Annotated in this window: 18 protein-coding genes; 6 read left to right on the forward strand and 12 right to left on the reverse strand. The window is 70.2% G+C overall.

Annotated features, from left to right (window positions below; all coding sequences use genetic code 11):
• Positions 1 to 743: 743 nt before the first annotated feature.
• The 5 genes from whiA to uvrA form a co-directional block, all read right to left on the reverse strand.
• Positions 744 to 1,727 carry a DNA-binding protein WhiA gene (gene whiA, locus IFT73_RS06595; protein ID WP_056609009.1) on the reverse strand — a complete coding sequence of 328 codons (984 nt, stop codon included), beginning with the start codon at positions 1,725 to 1,727 and terminating at the stop codon, positions 744 to 746.
• Between the two features lie 76 nt (positions 1,728 to 1,803).
• On the reverse strand, positions 1,804 to 2,784 hold the full coding sequence (yvcK, locus tag IFT73_RS06600; protein ID WP_371811178.1) for a uridine diphosphate-N-acetylglucosamine-binding protein YvcK: 981 nt from the start codon (positions 2,782 to 2,784) through the stop codon (positions 1,804 to 1,806).
• Entirely contained in the window at positions 2,781 to 3,641 is an 861-nt protein-coding gene (gene rapZ, locus IFT73_RS06605; protein ID WP_192166872.1) for an RNase adapter RapZ, read from the reverse strand. Before rapZ ends, yvcK begins: the two co-directional genes overlap by 4 nt.
• Positions 3,642 to 5,597 (reverse strand): excinuclease ABC subunit UvrC, encoded by a 1,956-nt coding sequence (gene uvrC / locus IFT73_RS06610; RefSeq protein ID WP_192166873.1) that lies wholly within the window; start codon positions 5,595 to 5,597, stop codon positions 3,642 to 3,644.
• A gap of 9 nt (positions 5,598 to 5,606) precedes the next feature.
• Positions 5,607 to 8,501 (reverse strand): excinuclease ABC subunit UvrA, encoded by a 2,895-nt coding sequence (uvrA, locus tag IFT73_RS06615; protein WP_192166874.1) that lies wholly within the window; start codon positions 8,499 to 8,501, stop codon positions 5,607 to 5,609.
• Between the two features lie 160 nt (positions 8,502 to 8,661).
• On the opposite strand from uvrA, the gene IFT73_RS06620 reads away from it, so the two are divergent.
• The 3 genes from IFT73_RS06620 to IFT73_RS06630 are packed head-to-tail and all read left to right on the forward strand — an operon-like array spanning position 8,662 to position 10,100.
• On the forward strand, positions 8,662 to 9,315 hold the full coding sequence (locus IFT73_RS06620) for an MBL fold metallo-hydrolase (protein ID WP_192166875.1): 654 nt from the start codon (positions 8,662 to 8,664) through the stop codon (positions 9,313 to 9,315).
• A gap of 10 nt (positions 9,316 to 9,325) precedes the next feature.
• Positions 9,326 to 9,754: a YkvA family protein gene (locus IFT73_RS06625; protein ID WP_371811179.1), complete on the forward strand. Its 429-nt coding sequence runs from the start codon at positions 9,326 to 9,328 to the stop codon at positions 9,752 to 9,754.
• A gap of 25 nt (positions 9,755 to 9,779) precedes the next feature.
• Positions 9,780 to 10,100, forward strand: a complete 321-nt coding sequence (locus tag IFT73_RS06630) for a hypothetical protein (RefSeq protein WP_192166876.1) — start codon at positions 9,780 to 9,782, stop codon at positions 10,098 to 10,100.
• A 15-nt stretch (positions 10,101 to 10,115) separates the two neighbouring features.
• Here IFT73_RS06630 and IFT73_RS06635 read toward each other — a convergent pair whose 3' ends face one another.
• Positions 10,116 to 10,397 (reverse strand): hypothetical protein, encoded by a 282-nt coding sequence (locus tag IFT73_RS06635; protein ID WP_192166877.1) that lies wholly within the window; start codon positions 10,395 to 10,397, stop codon positions 10,116 to 10,118.
• Positions 10,398 to 10,429: 32 nt separating this feature from the next.
• Positions 10,430 to 10,741: a hypothetical protein gene (locus IFT73_RS06640; protein WP_192166878.1), complete on the reverse strand. Its 312-nt coding sequence runs from the start codon at positions 10,739 to 10,741 to the stop codon at positions 10,430 to 10,432.
• 55 nt (positions 10,742 to 10,796) lie between these two features.
• Between IFT73_RS06640 and IFT73_RS06645 the strand changes: the two genes are divergently transcribed.
• Positions 10,797 to 11,213 carry a hypothetical protein gene (locus tag IFT73_RS06645; RefSeq protein ID WP_192166879.1) on the forward strand — a complete coding sequence of 139 codons (417 nt, stop codon included), beginning with the start codon at positions 10,797 to 10,799 and terminating at the stop codon, positions 11,211 to 11,213.
• On the opposite strand, the gene IFT73_RS06650 is transcribed toward IFT73_RS06645, so the two are convergent.
• The gene (locus tag IFT73_RS06650) at positions 11,210 to 12,202 is read right to left on the reverse strand and encodes a hypothetical protein (RefSeq protein WP_056609027.1); all 993 of its coding nucleotides are present in this window, start codon (positions 12,200 to 12,202) and stop codon (positions 11,210 to 11,212) included. The genes IFT73_RS06645 and IFT73_RS06650 overlap by 4 nt on opposite strands.
• Before the next feature lie 2 nt (positions 12,203 to 12,204).
• Positions 12,205 to 13,443 carry a cytochrome P450 gene (locus IFT73_RS06655; RefSeq protein ID WP_192166880.1) on the reverse strand — a complete coding sequence of 413 codons (1,239 nt, stop codon included), beginning with the start codon at positions 13,441 to 13,443 and terminating at the stop codon, positions 12,205 to 12,207.
• Positions 13,444 to 13,582: 139 nt separating this feature from the next.
• Here IFT73_RS06655 and IFT73_RS06660 point away from each other — a divergent pair, with 139 nt between their 5' ends.
• On the forward strand, positions 13,583 to 15,037 hold the full coding sequence (locus IFT73_RS06660; RefSeq protein ID WP_192166881.1) for an APC family permease: 1,455 nt from the start codon (positions 13,583 to 13,585) through the stop codon (positions 15,035 to 15,037).
• Positions 15,038 to 15,112: 75 nt separating this feature from the next.
• Here IFT73_RS06660 and IFT73_RS06665 read toward each other — a convergent pair whose 3' ends face one another.
• Together IFT73_RS06665 and uvrB are read right to left on the reverse strand one after the other, a co-directional pair.
• The gene (locus tag IFT73_RS06665; protein WP_056609033.1) at positions 15,113 to 16,156 is read right to left on the reverse strand and encodes a TerC family protein; all 1,044 of its coding nucleotides are present in this window, start codon (positions 16,154 to 16,156) and stop codon (positions 15,113 to 15,115) included.
• 243 nt (positions 16,157 to 16,399) lie between these two features.
• A complete protein-coding gene (gene uvrB / locus IFT73_RS06670) occupies positions 16,400 to 18,484 on the reverse strand; it encodes an excinuclease ABC subunit UvrB (RefSeq protein ID WP_056609035.1) in 2,085 nt (694 codons plus the stop codon).
• 49 nt (positions 18,485 to 18,533) lie between these two features.
• Here uvrB and IFT73_RS06675 point away from each other — a divergent pair, with 49 nt between their 5' ends.
• On the forward strand, positions 18,534 to 19,190 hold the full coding sequence (locus IFT73_RS06675; protein ID WP_056609037.1) for a TetR/AcrR family transcriptional regulator: 657 nt from the start codon (positions 18,534 to 18,536) through the stop codon (positions 19,188 to 19,190).
• 4 nt (positions 19,191 to 19,194) lie between these two features.
• Here the strand turns inward: IFT73_RS06675 and IFT73_RS06680 are convergent, their stop codons facing one another.
• Complete coding sequence (locus tag IFT73_RS06680) at positions 19,195 to 20,157, reverse strand: SDR family NAD(P)-dependent oxidoreductase (RefSeq protein WP_192166882.1); 963 nt, start codon at positions 20,155 to 20,157, stop codon at positions 19,195 to 19,197.
• Positions 20,158 to 20,211: the final 54 nt, after the last annotated feature.

Here is a 20,211-nt window from a genome sequence, read left to right on the forward strand (position 1 = left end):
ATCCCTGACGTCCGCCTCGGTCGCTGGCGCTCCCTCACGGTCGCTCCGCTCCCTGGCGAACGAGATGCTCGTTCCCCAGGGAGGCCGCCTGCGGCCGACCGTGAGCGAAGCGAGGGGAACCCACCCAAACCCGATCCCTGACGTCCGCCTCGGTCGCTGGCGCTCCCTCACGGTCGCTCCGCTCCCTGGCGAACGAGATGCTCGTTCCCCAGGGAGGCCGACCGTGAGCGAAGCGAGGGGAACCCACCCAAGCCCGATCCCTGGCGAACGAGATGCCCGTTCCCCAGGGAGGCCGCCTGCGGCCGACCGTGAGCGACGCGAGGGGAACCCACCCCAGCCCGATCCCTGACGAACGGAAACCCTCGTTCCCCAGGGAGGCCGCCTGCGGCCGACCGTGAGCGAAGCGAGGGGAACCCACCCAAACCCGATCCCTGACGTCCGCCTCGGTCGCTGGCGCTCCCTCACGGTCGCTCCGCTCCCTGGCGAACGAGATCCTCGTTCTCACGGGAGGCCGACCGTGAGCGAAGCGAGGGGAACCCACCCAAGCCCGATCCCTGACGTCCGCCTCGGTCGCTGGCGCTCCCTCACGGTCGCTCCGCTCCCTGGCGAACGAGATCCTCGTTCCCACGGGAGGCCGACCGTGAGCGAAGCGAGGCTGGCGCTCCCTGGCGAACGAGATGCTCGTTCCCACGGGAGGCCGACCGTGAGCGAAGCGAGGGGAACCGACCCGCGTCGGGAGGGGGTCAGTCGTCGGCGAGGGCGTCGTCGCCGAGGGTCGACTCGGTGTCGGGGATGCCGAGGTCCTCGGCCCGCTTGTCGGCCATCGCCAGCAGACGGCGGATGCGGCCCGCGATGGCGTCCTTCGTCAGGGCCGGCTCGTGCAGCTGGCCGAGCTCCTCGAGGCTCGCCTGACGGTGCTCGACGCGCAGCGTGCCGGCCATCTTGAGGTGGTCGGGCACCTCGTCGCCGAGGATCTCCAGGGCGCGCTGGGCGCGGGCGCCGGCGGCGACGGCCGCACGGGCCGAGCGGCGCAGGTTGGCATCGTCGAAGTTGGCGAGCCGGTTGGCGGTCGCGCGCACCTCGCGGCGCATGCGGCGCTCCTCCCACGCCAGGAGCGACTCGTGGGCGCCCAGGCGCGTCAGGAGCGCACCGATGGCCTCGCCGTCGCGGATGACGACGCGGTCGATGCCACGCACCTCGCGCGCCTTGGCGCTGATGCCGACCCGCCGTGCGGCGCCGACCAGCGCGAGGGCCGCCTCGGGGCTCGGGCAGCTGACCTCGAGCGCCGACGAGCGTCCGGGCTCGGTCAGCGAGCCGTGCGCCAGGAACGATCCGCGCCAGGCCGCGACGGCGTCGCACGAGGAGCCCGAGACGACCTGGGGCGGGAGCCCGCGGATGGGACGTCCGCTGCCGTCGATCAGCCCGGTCTGACGGGCGAGCGCCTCGCCGTCCTTCGAGACGCGGACGACGTAGTGGGTGTCCTTGCGGATGCCGGCGTTCTGCATCACGAGGATCTCGCTGTCGTGGCCGTAGATCTCGGCGATGTCCTTGCGCAGGCGACGCGCGGCCGCTCCGGTGTCGAGCTCGGCCTCGACCACGATGCGTCCCGACACGATGTGCAGGCCGCCCGAGAAGCGCAGGATCGAGGACACCTCGGCCTTGCGACAGCACGACTTCGTGATGGTGGTGCTCGCGAGTTCCGCCTTGACCTGGGCCGTCATCGCCATGCAGAAGTTCCCCTACCGAGTTGTCGTCGTCAGGCGTCCGGTCGTGCCGAGACCGCCTGAACGGATCGTGGACACCCTACGCCTGTCGCATGACGTGGCCGAATGCGGCCGCGAGACGTGCGGGGTCGTGCTGGTCGGAGTCGGGGCCCGTCGCCAGGTCGGAGACGAACAGCCGCGCGCCGAGTGCGCGGGCCGTCGCCTCGAGGGTTCCGCGGTCGTCGACCAGGCTCGTGTCGGCGATGACGGCGTCGAGTCGCAGCTCGGGTGCGTGGGCCGCCAGGACGTCGAGGTGGTCGGTGGGGCTGAGCCCCTCGGTCTCGCCGTGCTGCTCGGTCAGGTTGAGCACGAGCGCCCGCTTGGCCGGCGTCGAGATGAGGACGTCGCGCAGCCCCGGCACCAGCAGCGTCGGCATGATGCTCGTGAACCACGACCCCGGGCCGACGACGACCCAGTCGGCCGACTCGACGGCCCGCACGGCCTCGGGGCACGCCGGCGGGTCGCTGGGGTCGAGCCGCACCGAGATGACCTGGCCGTCGGTCGACGCGACCTCGACCTGGCCGCGGACGACCGTCAACCGGTCGGGCGCCGACCGCAGGTGCACGTCGGCCTCGATGTCGAGCGGAACGTCGGCCATCGGCAGCACGCGTCCCTGGGCGCCGAGGAGGTCGCCGACCAGGTCGAGCCCGGCGACCTGGTCGCCCAGCTGGTCCCAGATCGCGGCGATCAGCAGGTTGCCGACCGCGTGACCGTCGAGCGGGCCGTCGCTGGAGAAGCGGTGCTGCAGGATGCCCGCCCACGTGCGTCCCCACTCGTCGTCGCCGCACAGCGCCGCCAGCGCCATGCGCAGGTCACCGGGCGGCAGGCCGCCGAGCTCCTGGCGCAGACGTCCTGACGAGCCGCCGTTGTCGGCGACCGTGACGACCCCGGTCAGCTCGGTCGTCAACCGGCGCAGCGCCGACAGGCTCGCCGCGAGACCGTGCCCTCCCCCGAGCGAGACGACCCGCAGGTCGCCGTCGAAGCGTTCGGGCCTCTCGGGGCGGGCGGGGCGCGCGATCACTCCCGCCCCAGGTCGCGGTGGACGACCAGGGTGCGGACGCCGCGGGCACGCAGACGGTCGGCGAACGCCTCGGACATCGCGACGCTGCGGTGGCGTCCGCCCGTGCAGCCGATCGCGATCGTCAGGAAGTGCTTGTCCTCGTTGAGGTAGCCGCCCGTGAGCAGCGCGACGAGCTTCTCGTACTGCTCGAGGAACTCCTCGGCCCGCGGCTGACCGAGCACGTACTCGCTGACGGGCTGGTCGAGCCCGCTGAGGGGCCGCAGGTCGTCGACCCAGAACGGGTTGGGCAGGAACCGCAGGTCGGCGACCATGTCGGCGTCGATCGGGATGCCGTACTTGAAGCCGAACGACATGACGGACGCGCGCAGGCCCGAGTCGGCGTCCTCGAAGGCCGCGTTGACGCGCTGGCCCAGCTGGTGGACGTTGAGGGTCGTGGTGTCGACGACGATGTCGGCGCGCCCGCGGATGCGGCGCAGGAGCTCGCGCTCGCGGTCGAAGCCGTCCATCAGACGTCCTTCGCGGCTGAGCGGGTGCGGCCTGCGGGCCGCCTCCTGCCGGCGCACCAGCACCTCGTCGGACGCCTCGAGGTAGAGGATGCGCGACATCACGCCGACGTCGCGCAGCGACTCGAGCGCCTCGACCAGTCCCCCGAAGAACTCGCGCGACCGGGCGTCGACCACGACGGCGAGCTTGTCGATGTCGTCGGAGGCGCTGATGGTCTGGACGGCACCCGACAGCAGCTCGGGCGGGATGTTGTCGATGACGTAGTAGCCGAGCTTCTCGAGGACCTTCGCGGCCGTCCCGCGTCCGGCACCGGTCATGCCCGTCACGATGACGAACTGCCTGAGCTGGGACATCTAGTCCTCCAAGATCTCGCCGGTCGCGGTGTTGACGGCCGGTGCGGCGTCGCCGGTCGCGAGCGCCTCCACGATGGATTGTGCCGTAGCCGCGCCGATGCCGGGTACCGTGGCGATCTCCTCGGCGGTGGCCGCCCGCAGCTTCTTGACCGATCCGAACGACTTCAGCAGCGCCTTGCGCCGCGTCGGGCCCAGACCGGCCACGGGATCGAGCACGCTCTCGATCATCGACTTGCTGCGACGCCCGCGGTGGTGGGCGATCGCGAAGCGGTGCGCCTCGTCGCGCAGGTTCTGCAGCAGGTACAGGCCCTCGCTGTCGCGGGGCAGGATGACCGGGTCGTCGTCATCGGGCAGCCACACCTCCTCGAGGCGCTTGGCCAGACCGACCAGGGCGACGTCGGTGACGTCGAGCGCCTGCATCGCGGCATGGGCCGCGGCGACCTGCGGCGGTCCGCCGTCGACGACGACCAGGGCCGGGGTGTACGCGAAGCGCTTGGGCTTGCCGGTCTCGGGATCGATGCCGCGCCCGTCCTCGCCAGAACCGTCGACACCGAGCTCCTCGCGTGCCTTGAGCAGCGCGGTGAAGCGGCGCGTGATGACCTCGTGCATCGCCGCGACGTCGCTCTGCCCCTCGTTGCGGATCGTGAACCGGCGGTACTCGGACTTGCGGGGCAGCCCGTCCTCGAAGACGACCATCGACGCGACGGTCTCGGTGGCGCCGAGGTTGGAGATGTCGTAGCACTCGATGCGCAGCGGGGCGGTCTGCAGGTCGAGCGCCGCCTGGATCTCCTCGAGCGCGAGGCTGCGGGCCGTCAGGTCGGACGACCGCTTCATCTTGTGGCGCATGAGCGACTGCTTGGCGTTCTGCTCGACGGTCTGCATCAGGGCGCGCTTGTCGCCGCGCTGCGGGACGCGGATCGTGACGGGCCCCTCGCGCCGCTCGCTGAGCAGGGCCGTGACGGTCGCGGAGTCGGCCGGCATCGCCGGCACCAGCACCTCGCGCGGCACGGCGGACGCGGTGGCGTCCTGGTAGAGCGTCATGAGGGCGCGCTGCACGAGCTCGGGGAACTCGGCCTCGTCGGCCTTCTCGGCGACCCAGCCGCGCTGGCCGCGGATGCGTCCGCCGCGCACGGAGAAGATCTGCACCGCGATCTCGAGCGGGTCGTCGACGAAGCCCAGGACGTCGGCGTCGGTGCCGTCGCCGAGGACGACGGTCTGCTTCTCGAGCACGCGTCGCAGGGCGCCGAGGTCGTCGCGGAGCTTGGCCGCGAGCTCGTACTCCTCGCGTCCGGACGCCTCGAGCATCTTGGTCTCGATGCGCTTGGTGAACCCGGACGTCTGGCCGCCCATGAACGCCAGGAAGTCGTTGACGATCGCGCGGTGCTGGTCGGGGCTGACCCGCCCGACGCACGGGGCGGCGCACTTGCCGATGTCGCCGAGCAGGCACGGGCGCCCGATCGCCTTCGACCGCCGGAACACACCCGCCGAGCACGAGCGCATCGGGAACACCCGCAGCAGCGTGTCGACGGTGTCGCGGATGGCCCACGCGTGGCCGTAGGGGCCGAAGTAGCGGACGCCCTTGCGCTGCGCCCCTCGCATGACGGTGACCCGCGGGAACTCCTCGCCGACGGTCACGGCCAGCCACGGGTACGACTTGTCGTCGCGGTACTTGACGTTGAAGCGCGGGTCGAACTCCTTGATCCAGGAGTACTCCAGCGCCAGGGCCTCGACCTCGGTGCTGACGACCGTCCACTCGACCGAGCTCGCGGTGCGCACCATCTGCTGCGTGCGGGGGTGCAGGTTGGAGATGTCCTGGAAGTACGAGCTGAGCCGGGGACGCAGCGACTTGGCCTTGCCGACGTAGACCACGCGTCGTTCGGCGTCGCGGAACTTGTAGACGCCCGGCTCCGTGGGGATCTCCCCCGGAGCCGGACGGTACGTCGTCGGATCTGCCACCGATCCGGCCTACGAGCCTGCGAGCGCGGGCGTCGCGGACCGGGCCTCGGCGAGCAGCGGCTTGAGGAACGAGCCGGTGTAGCTCGCCTCGACCTCGGCGACCTGCTCGGGCGTGCCCTGCGCCACGAGCATGCCGCCGCCGCTGCCGCCCTCGGGGCCCATGTCGATGACCCAGTCGGCGGTCTTGATGACGTCGAGGTTGTGCTCGATGACGATGACCGAGTTGCCGGTGTCGACGATGCGCTGCAGGACGAGCAGCAGCTTGCGGATGTCCTCGAAGTGCAGGCCCGTGGTGGGCTCGTCGAGCACGTAGACGGTGCGTCCGGTCGACCGCTTCTGCAGCTCGGCCGAGAGCTTGACGCGCTGCGACTCGCCGCCCGACAGCGTCGTGGCGGGCTGGCCCAGGCGGACGTAGCCCAGACCGACCTCGACGAGGGTGCGCAGGTGCCGGGCGATCACGGGGATGGCCTCGAAGAACTCGACGGCCTCCTCGATCGGCATGTCGAGGACGTCGGCGATCGACTTGCCCTTGTAGTGCACCTCGAGCGTCTCGCGGTTGTAGCGCGCGCCGTGGCAGACCTCGCACGGCACGTAGACGTCGGGCAGGAAGTTCATCTCGATCTTGATCGTGCCGTCGCCGGAGCACGCCTCGCAGCGTCCGCCCTTGACGTTGAACGAGAAGCGCCCCTGCAGGTAGCCGCGCATCTTGGCCTCGGGCGTCTGTGCGAACAGCTTGCGCACGTGGTCGAAGACGCCCGTGTAGGTGGCCGGGTTCGACCGCGGCGTGCGGCCGATCGGCGACTGGTCGACGTGGATGACCTTGTCGACCTCGTCGAGACCCGTGATGGTGCGGTGGCGCCCGGGGATCGTGCGCGCACCGTAGATCGAGCGCGCCAGCTGCGTGTAGAGGATGTCGTTGACCAGGCTCGACTTGCCCGAGCCGGAGACACCCGTGACCGCGACGAACATGCCGAGCGGGAAGGCCACGTCGATGCCGCGCAGGTTGTTCTCCTTGGCGCCGAGCACCTTGAGCTCGCGGCCCTTGACCTTCTTGCGACGCTTCTCGGGCACGGGGATCGACTTGCGGCCCGACAGGTACTGGCCGGTCAGCGAGTGCTCGCTGGCGTAGAGCTCGTCGACGGGGCCCGAGACGATGACCTGACCGCCGTGCTCGCCGGCACCGGGGCCGATGTCGACGGCCCAGTCGGCGGCGCGGATCGTGTCCTCGTCGTGCTCGACGACGATCAGCGTGTTGCCGAGGTCGCGCAGGCGCACGAGAGTCTCGATGAGGCGCTGGTTGTCGCGCTGGTGCAGGCCGATCGACGGCTCGTCGAGGACGTAGAGCACCCCGACCAGACCCGCGCCGATCTGCGTCGCGAGACGGATGCGCTGTGCCTCGCCGCCGGACAGGGAGCCGGCGGCGCGGTCGAGCGCCAGGTAGTGCAGGCCGACGTCGAGCAGGAACCGCAGGCGCTCGTTGATCTCCTTGAGCACCCGCTCGCCGATCTGCCGCTCGCGATCGCTCATCTCGAGGGTCGCGAGGTAGTCGCTCGCCTCGCGGATCGACATCGCCGACACCTCGGCGATGTTCTTCGGGCCGTGCTCGGTGGAGTTGAGGGTCACCGCGAGGATGACGGGCCGCAGCCGGGTGCCGTTGCAGACGCGGCACGGGACCTCGCGCATGAAGCCCTCGAGCCGCTCCTTGCTCGTCTCGGACTCGGTCTCGGCGTGACGGCGCTCGATGTAGGTGATCGCGCCCTCGAACTCGGTGTAGTACGAGCGGACGCGGCCGTAGCGGTTCTTGTAGCGGACGTGCACCTTGGTCGAGTGGCCGTGCAGGATCGCGTCCTGCACCTCGCGCGACAGATCGCCCCACGGGGTGTCGGCGCTGAAGCCGAGCTCGTCGGCCAGCGCCCCGACCAGGCGAGAGTAGTAGTCGGCCACGTGCGCGGACGCCCACGGGACGACCGCGCCGTCGTTGAGCGACTTCGCGTCGTCGGGGACGACGAGCTCGGGGTCGACCTCCATGCGCGTGCCGAGGCCGTGGCACTCGGGGCACGCGCCGAAGGGGGCGTTGAACGAGAACGAGCGCGGCTCGAGCTCGTCGACCTCGAGCGGGTGGTCGTTGGGACACGCGAGCTTCTCGGAGAAGCGACGCGTGCGGTTCTCGTCGTCCTCGTCGAGGTCGACGTAGTCGATGATCACGAGGCCGTCGGCGAGGTTGAGCGCGGTCTCGATCGACTCGGTGAGCCGCTGCTGCGAGCTGGCCTTGACCTGCAGGCGGTCGACGACGACGTCGATCGTGTGCTTCTTCTGCTTGGCGAGCTTGGGCGGCTCGTCGGCCAGCATGTGCACCTCGCCGTCGACGACGGTGCGGCTGAAGCCCTGCGTCTGCAGCTGGCGGAACAGCTCGAGGTACTCGCCCTTGCGGCCGCGGATGACCGGCGCGAGCACCTGGAAGCGCGTGCCCTCGTCGCCGGCCATGATGCGGTCGACGATCTGCTGCGGGGTCTGGCGGGCGATCGGCTCGCCGCACGTCGGGCAGTGCGCGCGCCCGGCGCGGGCGTAGAGCAGACGCAGGTAGTCGTACACCTCGGTGATCGTGCCGACCGTCGAGCGCGGGTTGCGGCTCGTGGACTTCTGGTCGATCGAGACCGCCGGCGACAGCCCCTCGATGAAGTCGACGTCGGGCTTGTCCATCTGCCCGAGGAACTGTCGCGCGTACGCCGACAGCGACTCGACGTAGCGGCGCTGGCCCTCGGCGAAGATCGTGTCGAACGCGAGCGACGACTTGCCCGAGCCCGACAGGCCCGTGAAGACGATCAGCGAGTCGCGCGGAAGGTCGAGCGAGACGTCCTTAAGGTTGTGCTCGCGTGCGCCGCGGATGACGAGGCGATCGGTCACTGGCTCCCCTGAAAAGTTGTGGATGCAGGGCAGAGTTCTGCCCTCCGTCATGGTAACGACGGCCTCCGACAGTTTCTTTCCGCGGAGCGGGTCGGGCTTCTCACACGTCCCCCGGTTGCGGTGACCGCGCGGCGCCGCGTGCTCTGGCAGGCTGTGACCCATGACCTACACCGGAGAAGTCGAGGTCGGCGGTCCCGCCGACGTGCAGTCCGCGGGCGACCTGCAGATCACCAAGGTCGCCGTCGGCGAGATGAACAACAACGCGTACCTGCTGCGGTGCACGCTGACCGGCGAGCAGGTGCTGGTCGACGCCGCCAACGAGGCCGACCGTCTGCTCGAGCTGGTCGGCGGCGACGGCCTGGCCCGTGTCGTCACGACCCACCGCCACGGCGACCACTGGCAGGCGCTCGAGACCGTCGTCGAGCGCACCGGCGCCGAGACCGTCGCCGGCGAGCGCGACGCCGACGAGCTGCCCGTGCCCGTCGACGTCCGCGTGCAGACCGGAGCGCGCGTGCGGGTCGGGTCGTGCGAGCTCGAGGTCGTCGAGATCGTCGGTCACACCCCCGGCTCGATCGCCCTGGCGTACGACGACCCCGACGGCATCGTGCACCTCTTCACGGGCGACTCGCTGTTCCCCGGCGGCGTCGGCAAGACCTGGTCGCCCGAGGACTTCGCGACGCTGGTCGACGAGGTCGAGACCAAGATCTTCGGCGCCTACCCCGACGACACCCGCGTCTACCCGGGTCACGGGCACGACACGACGCTGGGCGTCGAGCGTCCGCACCTCGCGGAGTGGCGCGCCCGCGGGTGGTGACGGCGGTCCCGTGAGCGTGTGGGGGCAGGTGCTGCTGGCCCTGGCGGCAGCGACCGTCGTGACGTGGGCGGCGCTGGTCGCGGTGCTCTACGTGGTCGGACGACGCCACGACGACCCCGTGCGGCTGCGCGACGCGCTGCGCCTGATGCCCGACCTCGTGCGTCTGCTGCGCCGCCTGTCGGCGGACGGCTCGCTCCCCCGCGGTGTGCGGCTGCGCGTCGTCCTGCTGGGGCTGTACCTGGCGATGCCGATTGACCTCGTGCCGGACGTGATCCCCGTCGTGGGGTACGCCGACGACGTCCTGGTCGTGATCCTGGTGCTGCGGTCGGTGACGCGCCGGGCCGGGCCGCAGGCGCTCGACCGGCACTGGCCCGGCTCGCCCGAGGGTCTGCGCGCCCTGCGCTCGCTGGCCGGGCTCGCCCCGGACGCACCTCCCTGACCGCCCGCTGCGCCACACTGGTGCCGTGCTGCTCGCCATCGTCCTCGCCGTGCTCGCCCTGTCGCTGTGGTCGTTGGTGCAGGCCGAGCGCCTGCGGCCCGTCCGGGCCGTGCTCTCGATGGCGGTCGCCATGGCCGCGATCGGGGTGTGGCTGATCGTCGCGTGTGGTGTCGAGAGTCTCGACGTCGGCTACGGCTACGTCGCCAGCGGCGGGCCGCTGCCGACCCTGATCGTCGCGAGCAGGCCCCAGCTGGTCGGCGCCGCCCTCGTCTGGGGCGCCTCGATGCTCGTGGCCGGGGTCGTGGGCCGGCACCTCACGAGGCGATCGACGCGCACCGCCGACTGACCGCACGAGCCGGCGTCACTGCCGAGGCTTGAGCTTGCTGGCCGGCAGCCACGCGATCTGCGAGGCGTCGCTGTGCCGCTGCGTGCGGCTCGGGACGACGTAGACGACCTGCGCCTCGTAGCCGTCGGACGTGCGCCGCCAACCCAGGACGAGCCCCGGGTACTCCTGCGCGACCTGCGTCGTGAGGTTCGAGAGGTTGACCCAGACGTGGTAGACCGGCGGGGGCTGCGGCACCTCGATCGCGTACGGGTCGGCGGCGGCGAGCGGTCGTCCGTCGATCGAGCCGTTGGAGTTCACCCCCGCAGGATACGTTGATTCGAACAGGTGTTCTAGTCCGCCCCCGACCTCTTCGTCACGGCGCACGGCGAGGTGCTGCCGGTGCACCGAGCCGTGAACCCCTCGGGCAGCCGGGGCGCGGTCGACGGGGAGGCGAACGGCGGCTCGTCCCGCCACGGCCCCTGCTCGATCGTGACCTCGGGCACGGGCAACGGCGTGGTGGAGCGCGGGAACGGCACCGCCCGGGCCTCCTGCCGGACACCGGCCCGGTCGTCGTCCGAGGCGATCTGCACCCCCGCCCCGACGCACGCGGCCACCGCCGCGGCGGCGAGGACGAGACGTCTCGTGCCCGCATTCTGCCCCACTGCGCCGGCGCTCGTCTCGAGTAGCGGATCGACGCCCAGCGCCTACCGTGGTGGCATGAAGCTCATCGGCCCGGTCGCGCTCGCCGTCGTGCTCGCCGTCGCGCCGGCGGCCTGCAGCGGTGGGTCCGACTCGTCCGACGGCGGCACGCCCCGGCTCTCGGCCGCCGAGGCGATGGACGCCACCTGCACCGAGGTGCGGGCCGGCATCGACGAGTTCAACCGCGAGGACTACGCCGGGACCGTCGAGCACTTCGCCAAGGCCAAGGTGCCGGCGAAGGTCTACGCGAAGGTCAACGAGGAGCCCGAGGCCGACGCCCTGCTCGATGCCGTCGAGTACTACGCGAACCTCGCCCCGGAGAACTACCCCGAGGCCGCGCGCAGCTCCGAGAGCTTCGCCCGCAACAAGATCATCACGCTCGAGCAGTGCGCCTCGGACGAGCCGATCGACGCGACGCCCGGCACCCCCGTCTAGGACGACTCGCGGGTCAGCGACACGTACACCGCGTTGACCGCCACGGCCTGCTCGAGCTCGGTCGAGACGCCGGCGAAGAACTGCGACCGGTAGGTCTCGTCGGTCACGGCGTAGACCGTGAAGTAGAGGCCCGCGAACGCCGAGAGGAACACCGAGACCTGCCACAGGTCGTTGGTGACGGGGATCAACCGCCCGAGCGACGACGGCAGCCGGGTGACGGGCTCCCCCGTCCAGGCCTCGACCGTCGAGTCGGGGATCGTCAGCGAGCCGAACACGACGAAGAACGCGAACAGGCCGAGGCTCAGCAGCAGCACCTGGACCGCCTGGTTGAACAGCAGCACCAGGACGAGGTTGGCCCGCGCGAACCGGGGCAGGTCGGGCGGAACCGCGGCCACGAGGCGCGACGCCTCCTCGGCCGGCGTGCCCGCGCAGCACTCGACGACGCGCGGCCCGACGACCTCGCGCTCGACCTCGCGCACCTCCTCCGGCAGCCGGACGAGCAGGAACACCGCGGCGATGACCGCGAAGAAGCCGACCGCGATCCACAGCACGTGGCGCGGCATCAGCGCCGCGACCTGCCAGACCTCGGCGTTGATGAACAGGAACGTCACGGCGAGCAGCAGCAGCGGCAGCGCGCGGGTCAGCAGCGGGAACATCAGCCCCAGCGAGCTGAACGTGCGCCGCACGGCCCACCGCATCATCGTGCCCATCCGCAGCAGACGACCCGCGAACAGGCCCAGCAGCGCCAGGAAGACCAGCAGGCCGACGGCCGTGCCGAGCGAGCCGCGGTCGGCCCAGGCCGCGCCGACCAGGAGACCCGCCGCGACCGAGACGCCCACGATCAGGACGATGACGGCGACGATGCGCTTGCTCGACAGCCACCCCTCGACGGTGTCGGCGCGGTCGCCCGTGAAGTACGGCAGGCCGTGGTCGTCGAACCACGCCTCGATGTGCTCGACGGTGCGGGCATCGGGCCGGGGGGCGGGCACGGTCAGAAGGTGACGGGGAGCTCGTCGACGCCGAACACGAACGACAGCTGGCGGAACGTCAGCTCCTCCTGCGGGCGGGCGAGCGCCAGGTCCGGGAAGCGCTGGAACAGCTTCGGCAGCGCGATCCGCAGCTCCATGCGGGCCAGCTCGGCGCCGATGCAGCGGTGGATGCCGTGCCCGAACGCGAGGTGCCCGGACGACGGGACGCGCGCGGGGTCGAACTCGTCGGGACGGTCGCCGGCGACGTCCGGGTCGCGGTTGGCGCCGTTGAGCGAGGCGAGGATGACGTCGCCGGCCTTGATCTTCTGGCCGAACAGCTCCATGTCGTGCTTGGCGAAGCGCGGGAAGGCGACCTGGACGACCGACAGGTAGCGCAGCAGCTCCTCGACGACCCGGTCGACGTCCTCGGGCGAGCCGCTGCGGACGAGCTCGGCGTAGGCCGGGTCGCGCAGCAGGACGATCGTGCCGAGCGCGATCATGCCGGCCGTGGTCTCGAAGCCGCCCGTGAAGATGCCGTCGGCCAGGCCCGCGAGGTCGAAGTCGCTGATCGTGTCGCCCTCGTCGCGGATGATCTGGCCGAGCAGGCCCGGGCCGGGCTCCTTGCGCTGACGGGCGACGGCCTCGAACAGGAACTTGCGCTGGTCGGACACCGCGCCGAAGGCCGCCGCGCCGCCGTTCGTGGCGTCGAAGCGGTCGCTGCCGAGCTTGGCGAAAGCCTGGCTGTCGGCGTAGTCGAGCCCCAGCAGCGCACAGATGGTCTGGAACGGGATCGGGAATGCGACCGCGGTGCACAGGTCGGCCCCCTGGCCGGCGGCCTCGAGCGCATCGAGCTGCGCGTCGACGAAGTCGCTGATCATGGGCTCGAGACGCGCGAGGCGGCGCATCGTGAACTCCGGCGTGACGATCTTGCGCAGGCGGGTGTGCAGCGGCGGGTCGGTGAAGCCGAGCCCGCCGATGTCGTCGGCCGTCGCCGGTCCGTCACCGTGGAACAGGTGCCGGATGTCGTTGCTGTAGCTGTCGCGATCGGTCAGGATCGTGCGCGCCTCGTCGTGGCCCGTCACGAGGTAGGCCGTGAACGTGAACGGCAGCTCGAGCTTGTGCATCGGCTCGGTCGCGCGCCACCGCGCGATCTCGGGCAGGGCGTCCATGCCGTCGCGCTGCAGAGGGATCTTGGTCTGCTCGGGGATGAACGACAGCGCGCTGAGGTCGATGCCGTTCTTCTGGATGCGTTTGACGAGCATCCGACCGACCCAACGGCGCACTCTTCCCTTGACGTCGATCACGTGAAGAAACTACACGTCACGCTTGCAGGTTCGCGCCAGCCGGTAGAGGGTGTCACGAAAGCGATGCCCACAGGCACGCACTTTCGATGGGGGCTGCATGACGACCGACACCGCGAATGCCGAGCGACCGACCGAGCTGAAACGGGTCATGGGGCCCAAGCTCCTCCTGCTGTTCATCGTCGGCGACATCCTGGGAGCCGGGATCTACGCCGTCACGGGGCAGATGGCGGGGCAGGTGGGAGGCATCGTCTGGCTGCCGTTCCTCCTGGCGTTCGTCGTCGCCACGATGACGGCGCTGTCGTACCTCGAGCTGGTCACGAAGTACCCGCAGGCCGCGGGTGCCGCCCTGTACGCCCACAAGGCGTTCGGTGTGCACTTCATCACGTTCCTGGTCGCGTTCGCCGTGGTCTGCTCGGGCATCACGAGCGCCTCGACGTCCGCCAAGACGCTCGCCGACAACTTCTCGGGCGGCCTGGAGATCAACGGCTGGATCGACAGCGCGCTGACGCCCGGTGCCATCACGGCCATCGCGATGGGCTTCATGGTCCTGCTGGCGCTGATCAACCTGCGCGGCGTCGGCGAGAGCGTCAAGTTCAACGTCGTCCTGACGCTCGTCGAGGTCGCGGCCCTGACGATCGTGATCGGCGTCGGCTTCTACGTCATCGGCCGCGGTGACGCCGACATGTCCGAGCTCGTGCAGTTCAGCGACTACGGCGACCGGGGCATGTTCCTGGCCGTCACGGCGGCGACGTCGATCGCGTTCTTCGCGATGGTGGGCTTCGAGGACGCCGTCAACATGGTCGAGGAGGTCGAGGAGCCCGAGAAGATCTTCCCCCGCACGATGCTGACGGGCCTCGGCATCGCGGTCATCATGTACATGCTCGTCGCCGTCTCGGTCGTCAGCGTGCTGACGGCACCCGAGCTCAAGACGATCGCCGACTCCGAGGGGCGCGCGCTGCTCGAGGTCGTCTCGAAGGGTGCACCCGACTTCCCGATCGACAAGGTGTTCCCGTTCCTCGCGGTGTTCGCGGTCGCCAACACGGCGCTCATCAACATGCTGATGGCCAGCCGCCTGCTGTACGGCATGTCGCGCCAGCGCGTGCTGCCCAAGCAGCTCGGAGCCGTGCTGCCCGGGCGTCGCACGCCGTGGGCCGCGATCCTGTTCTCGACGCTCATGGCGCTCGGCCTGATCTTCTACGTGACGCGCGATCCCGACAGCAACGTCGTGGCCAACCTGTCGAACGTCACGTCGCTGCTGCTGCTGTGCGTGTTCGCGGTCGTCAACATCGCGTGCGTCGTCCTGCGCCGTCGCCGCGACCCCGACGCGAAGACGTCGTTCCGCTCCCCCGGCCCCCTGCCGGCCGTCGCGGCCGTCCTGTGCCTCTTCCTGGCCGGCCCGTGGGTCGACCGCGACGGCGCGGTGTACGAGATCGCAGGCGTCCTGATGCTGATCGGTGTGGCGCTGTGGGCCCTCACGCTGCTGGTCAACAGGGCCACCGGCACCGGCACCGGCGACCTCGGGGAGCTCACCGACGACGTCGAGGTCGAGTAGACCCCGACACGACGACGAACGGCCGGCCCCCGCGAGGGGACCGGCCGTTCGTGCGTTCGCCTCGGGCGACGAAGATCAGACCTCGTCGTCCGCAGCGCCCGTCGTGACCTTGGGCGTGCCGTCGGGGTTGAGGCCCGCCTTCTCGCGACGGCTCGACACCGTCAGGCTGACGATCGCGGTGATGCTGAGGATGCCGACGATCACGCCGAGGCTCAGCAGCGTCGGGATCTCGTAGACCGGCACGTGCTCGCCACCGTTGATGAACGGCAGCTCGTTCTCGTGCAGCGCGTGCAGGATCAGCTTGACGCCGATGAACGCGAGCAGGATCGCGAGGCCCTGCGACAGGTAGATGAGCTTCTTGAGCAGACCACCCAGCAGGAAGTACAGCTGACGCAGACCCATCAGCGCGAACACGTTGGCCGTGAAGACCAGGTACGGCTCCTTCGTGAGGCCGTAGATCGCGGGGATCGAGTCGAGCGCGAACAGCAGGTCGGTCGTGCCGAGGGCGATGATGACCAGGAACATCGGCGTGATGGCGCGCTTGCCGTTCTCGTGGACGAACAGCTTCAGGCCGTCCCACTGCTCCGACACCGTGAAGCGCTTGCGCGCCATGCGGACGACCGCGTTCTCGCCGTCGTCGTCGTGGTCGGTGTCCTTCATCAGGTTGTAGCCCGTGTAGAGCAGGAACGCACCGAAGATGTAGAAGATCCACGAGACCTGCTCGATCGCGACCGCGCCGAGCGCGATGAACACCGCGCGGAAGATCAGGGCGATGACGATGCCCACCATCAGGGCTTCCTGCTGGTACTTCCGCGGCACCTTGAAGCTGGCCATGATGATGATGAAGATGAACAGGTTGTCGATCGACAGGCTGTACTCGGTCAGCCAGCCGGCGAAGAACTGCAGACCGAAGTCGCCGTCCTTGATCGTCGAGTCGTTGTGGTAGATCGAGACCCAGATGCCGAAGGCGATCGCGAGTCCGACGTACACGCTCAGGTAGGTCGCGCACTCCTTCATCGACGGCTCGTGCGGACGACGCGCCACGATCAGGATGTCGAAGAGCAGCACCGCGAGCGTCACGCCGATCGTGATCGCCCATTCGGTGGTGGATACGTTCAAGAGAGTCCTCCGGTCTCATGCAGGCCGGAGGTCTCTTCCGCCGCTGGCGCGGCCCGCAACACCGGGTGACTGCAGGGAGTCACCGTGATGACGGCGTTGCGGTTGGGGAATACTCCCCTCCGAGGCACATTCTTGCAGGCAGAGGCCAGATCTGCCTCATCTGAGACCGCCGCACGACGGCGATGTGAGCGCCGTCTCGCCCTCGGACGTCGGCCCGCGTCGCGGCGCCGGCGCCGTGCTCCGTCAGACGCCGGCCTCGAGCATGCCGCGCAGCTCCTTCTTCAGGTCGCCGATCTCGTCGCGCAGGCGCGCCGCGACCTCGAACTGCAGCTCGGCCGCGGCGGCTCGCATCTGCTCGCTGAGCTGCTCGATCAGTGCCGCCAGCTCGCCCGACGGGAGGTTGGCCAGATCGGCCGTGTGCTGGCCCAGCGGCACGGGCGCGCCCTTGCGTCGCTTGTCGCCCGTGGCCGCCAGCAACGAGGCCGTGTCGGCGTCCTCGCGTGCCAGCATGTCGGTGATGTCGCCGATCTTGCGTCGCAGCGGCGTCGGGTCGATGCCGTTGGCCGTGTTGTAGGCGACCTGCTTCTCGCGGCGACGGTTGGTCTCGTCGATCGCGTAGGCCATCGAGTCCGTGATGCGGTCGGCGTACATGATGACCTGGCCCGAGACGTTGCGCGCCGCGCGGCCGATCGTCTGGATCAGCGAGCGCTCCGACCGCAGGAAGCCCTCCTTGTCGGCGTCGAGGATCGCGACGAGGCTCACCTCCGGCAGGTCGAGGCCCTCGCGCAGCAGGTTGATGCCCACCAGGACGTCGTACTCGCCCATGCGCAGCTCGCGCAGCAGCTCGACGCGGCGCAGGGTGTCGACCTCGGAGTGCAGGTAGCGCGTGCGGATGCCGGCCTCGAGCAGGTAGTCGGTGAGGTCTTCCGACATCTTCTTGGTCAGGGTCGTGACCAGCACGCGCTCGTTCTTGTCGGTGCGGGTGCGGATCTGCGTGATCAGGTCGTCGATCTGGCCCTTGGTCGGCTTGACGACGACCTCGGGGTCGATCAGGCCGGTCGGTCGGATGATCTGCTCGACGACGTCGCCCTGCACCTTCTCCATCTCGTAGTTGCCGGGGGTGGCGGACAGGTAGACGGTCTGGCCGATGCGCTCGAGGAACTCGGGCCACTTCAGCGGGCGGTTGTCCATCGCGCTGGGCAGGCGGAAGCCGTGGTCGACGAGCGACCGCTTGCGCGACATGTCGCCCTCGTACATCGCGCCGATCTGCGGGATCGTGACGTGCGACTCGTCGACGACCAGGACGAAGTCGTCGGGGAAGTAGTCGAGCAGGCAGTGGCCCGGCGTGCCGGGCCCGCGCTGGTCCATGTGGCGCGAGTAGTTCTCGATGCCGGCGCACGTGCCGACCTGCTCCATCATCTCGATGTCGTACGTCGTGCGCATGCGCAGGCGCTGCGCCTCGAGCAGCTTGTTCTGGCCCTCGAGCTCGGCGAGGCGCTCCTCGAGCTCGACCTTGATCGTCTCGATCGCCTTGCGCATCGTCGCGGGACCGGCGGCGTAGTGCGTCGCCGAGCCGACGAACAGCTCCTGGTCGTCGCTCAGCACCTCGCCCGTCAGCGGGTGCAGCGTCATGAGCCGCTCGATCTCGTCGCCGAAGAACTCGACCCGGACCGCGTGCTCCTGGTAGACGGGGAAGATCTCGACGGTGTCGCCCTTGACGCGGAACGTGCCGCGGGTCGAGGCGACGTCGTTGCGGACGTACTGGGCCTCGACGAGGGTGCGCAGCAGCTGGTCGCGGGCCATCTCCTCGCCGACCTTGAAGCCGATCATGCGCTCGAGGTACTCCTGCGCCGAGCCGAGGCCGTAGATGCACGAGACCGTCGCGACGACGATGACGTCGCGACGCGTCAGCAGCGACCACGTGGCGGAGTGGCGCAGCCGCTCGACCTCCTCGTTGATCGAGGAGTCCTTCTCGATGTAGGTGTCGCTCTGCGCGATGTACGCCTCGGGCTGGTAGTAGTCGTAGTACGAGACGAAGTACTCGACGGCGTTGTGCGGCAGCAGCTCGCGCAGCTCGTTGGCGAACTGCGCCGCCAGCAGCTTGTTGGGCATCATGACGAGCATGGGGCGCTGCAGACGCTCGGCCAGCCACGCCGTCGTGGCGGTCTTTCCGGTACCGGTCGCACCCAGCAGGACGTTGTCGACGCTGCCGGCCTTGATGCGCTTCTCGAGCTCGGCGATCGCCGCCGGCTGGTCACCCGCGGGGACGTACTCCGAGACGACCTCGATGGGCGCGACCTGACGCTTAAGCTCCGAAACTGACCTCATGCACCGAGCCTACGACCAGCCACCGACAGCGCACCCTAAACTCGTGCGCATGGCTGTCTCGGAACGCCGCGCAGAGCGCAAGAGGGAGATTCTCGAGGCGACCCGGACGTTGTTCGACGAGCGAGGCGTGAGAGACGCCCAGATCGAGGACATCGCACGGGCCGTCGGGATCAACCGCGCCATCATCTACCGCCACTTCTCCGGCAAGGAGGAGCTCTTCGCCGAGACCCTCGTCGGCTACCTCCAGGAGCTCGACCGCACGCTCGGTGCCGCCGACGACCCGTCGCGAGATCCCGAGGACCGCCTGCGGTCCATCACGATCGGCTTCCTCGACTTCGGCGCCCGACTGCCGGCGTTCGTCGACTGCGCACAGGCCCTCCTGCGCCGCCGCGGCGAGGAGCTCATGGAGGAGGTCAGCCAGAAGGTCATGATCGACCTGGGCCTCGCGATGGCCGCCTGCCTGAACCACGTCGTCGAGATCCTCGACGCGGGCGTGGCCACGCGGCAGTTCACGGTGCGCGACCCCAACCTGCTGGCCAACATCTTCTACACGCAGGCCCTCGGCGTGCTCAACCTCGCGACGCTCCAGCTGTCGGTGCGCGAGGACAACCCGGGGCTGCCGGCCGTCGACGCCGTCCCGTTCGACGAGGTCAAGCAGCTCGTCGCCGTCGCGGCCGTCGCGATGGCTCGCGGCACCGACCGCTAGGCGCTCACGCGAAGGCGTCGACCCCGGTGCGCCGGGCCGACAGCGTCCACAGGCGGGCGGCCTGCTCCGGATCGGTCGCGTGGGCGGAGACACCGCGCCGCGGACCGTCCGGGACGTGCGGCTCGGCGACGTCGCAGTCCTCGAGGTACACACCGCCCATGCCGTCGAGCCGAGGCGACGTGGCGGCCCACACCTGCGTCGCGGCCCCCTGCTCGGGCGTCTTGAACATCGACGGGTCGACCGGCGTCCCGTCGGGGTTGACCCAGCCCATCTCGACCTGCTCCTCGACCGGCAGGTGCCGCTGGAGCGGCGTCAGGATGCCGCCGGGGTGCAGCGAGAACGCGCGCACGCCGACGTCGCGCCCGAGGGCGTCGAGGTGCAGGGCGAACAGCGCGTTGGCGGTCTTGGCCTGGCCGTAGGCCTCCCACTTGTCGTAGTCGCCGCCCTCGAAGTCGACGTCGTCCCACCGGATGCCCGAGCGCAGGTGGCCCGTCGACGACACCGAGACGACGCGGGCGCCGCCGGGCTCGATGACGGGCCACAGGCGGTTGACCAGCGCGAAGTGGCCGAGGTGGTTGGTCGCGAACTGCGCCTCCCAGCCCGGACCGACACGCGTCTCGGGCGTCGCCATGATGCCGGCGCTGTCGATCACCACGTCGAGGATGCGACCGGACCCGACGAGCCGGTCGGCGAAGGCGGCGACGCTGTCGAGGTCGCCCAGGTCGAGCTCGTCGACCTCGGTGCGGTCGATGCCCGCCAGCTGGTCGCGGGCCTGGTCCGGTCGGCGGGCGGGGACGACGACCCGGGCGCCCGCCTTCGCCAGCGCGCGGGTCGTCTCGAGACCGATGCCGGAGTAGCCGCCCGTGACGAGGGCCGTCGTGCCGGTCAGGTCGATGCCGTCGAGCACCTCGTCGGCCGTCGTGTGCGCCCCGAAGCCGGAGCCGATGGGCGTCTGCGAAGAAGTCATGCCCACGACGCTAGGTGCTGGAGCGCGCTCCAGCGCAACCCCCTGGACGACGCC

The sequence above is a fragment of the Aeromicrobium sp. CFBP 8757 genome, assembly GCF_014841755.1.
Classification (GTDB): domain Bacteria; phylum Actinomycetota; class Actinomycetes; order Propionibacteriales; family Nocardioidaceae; genus Aeromicrobium.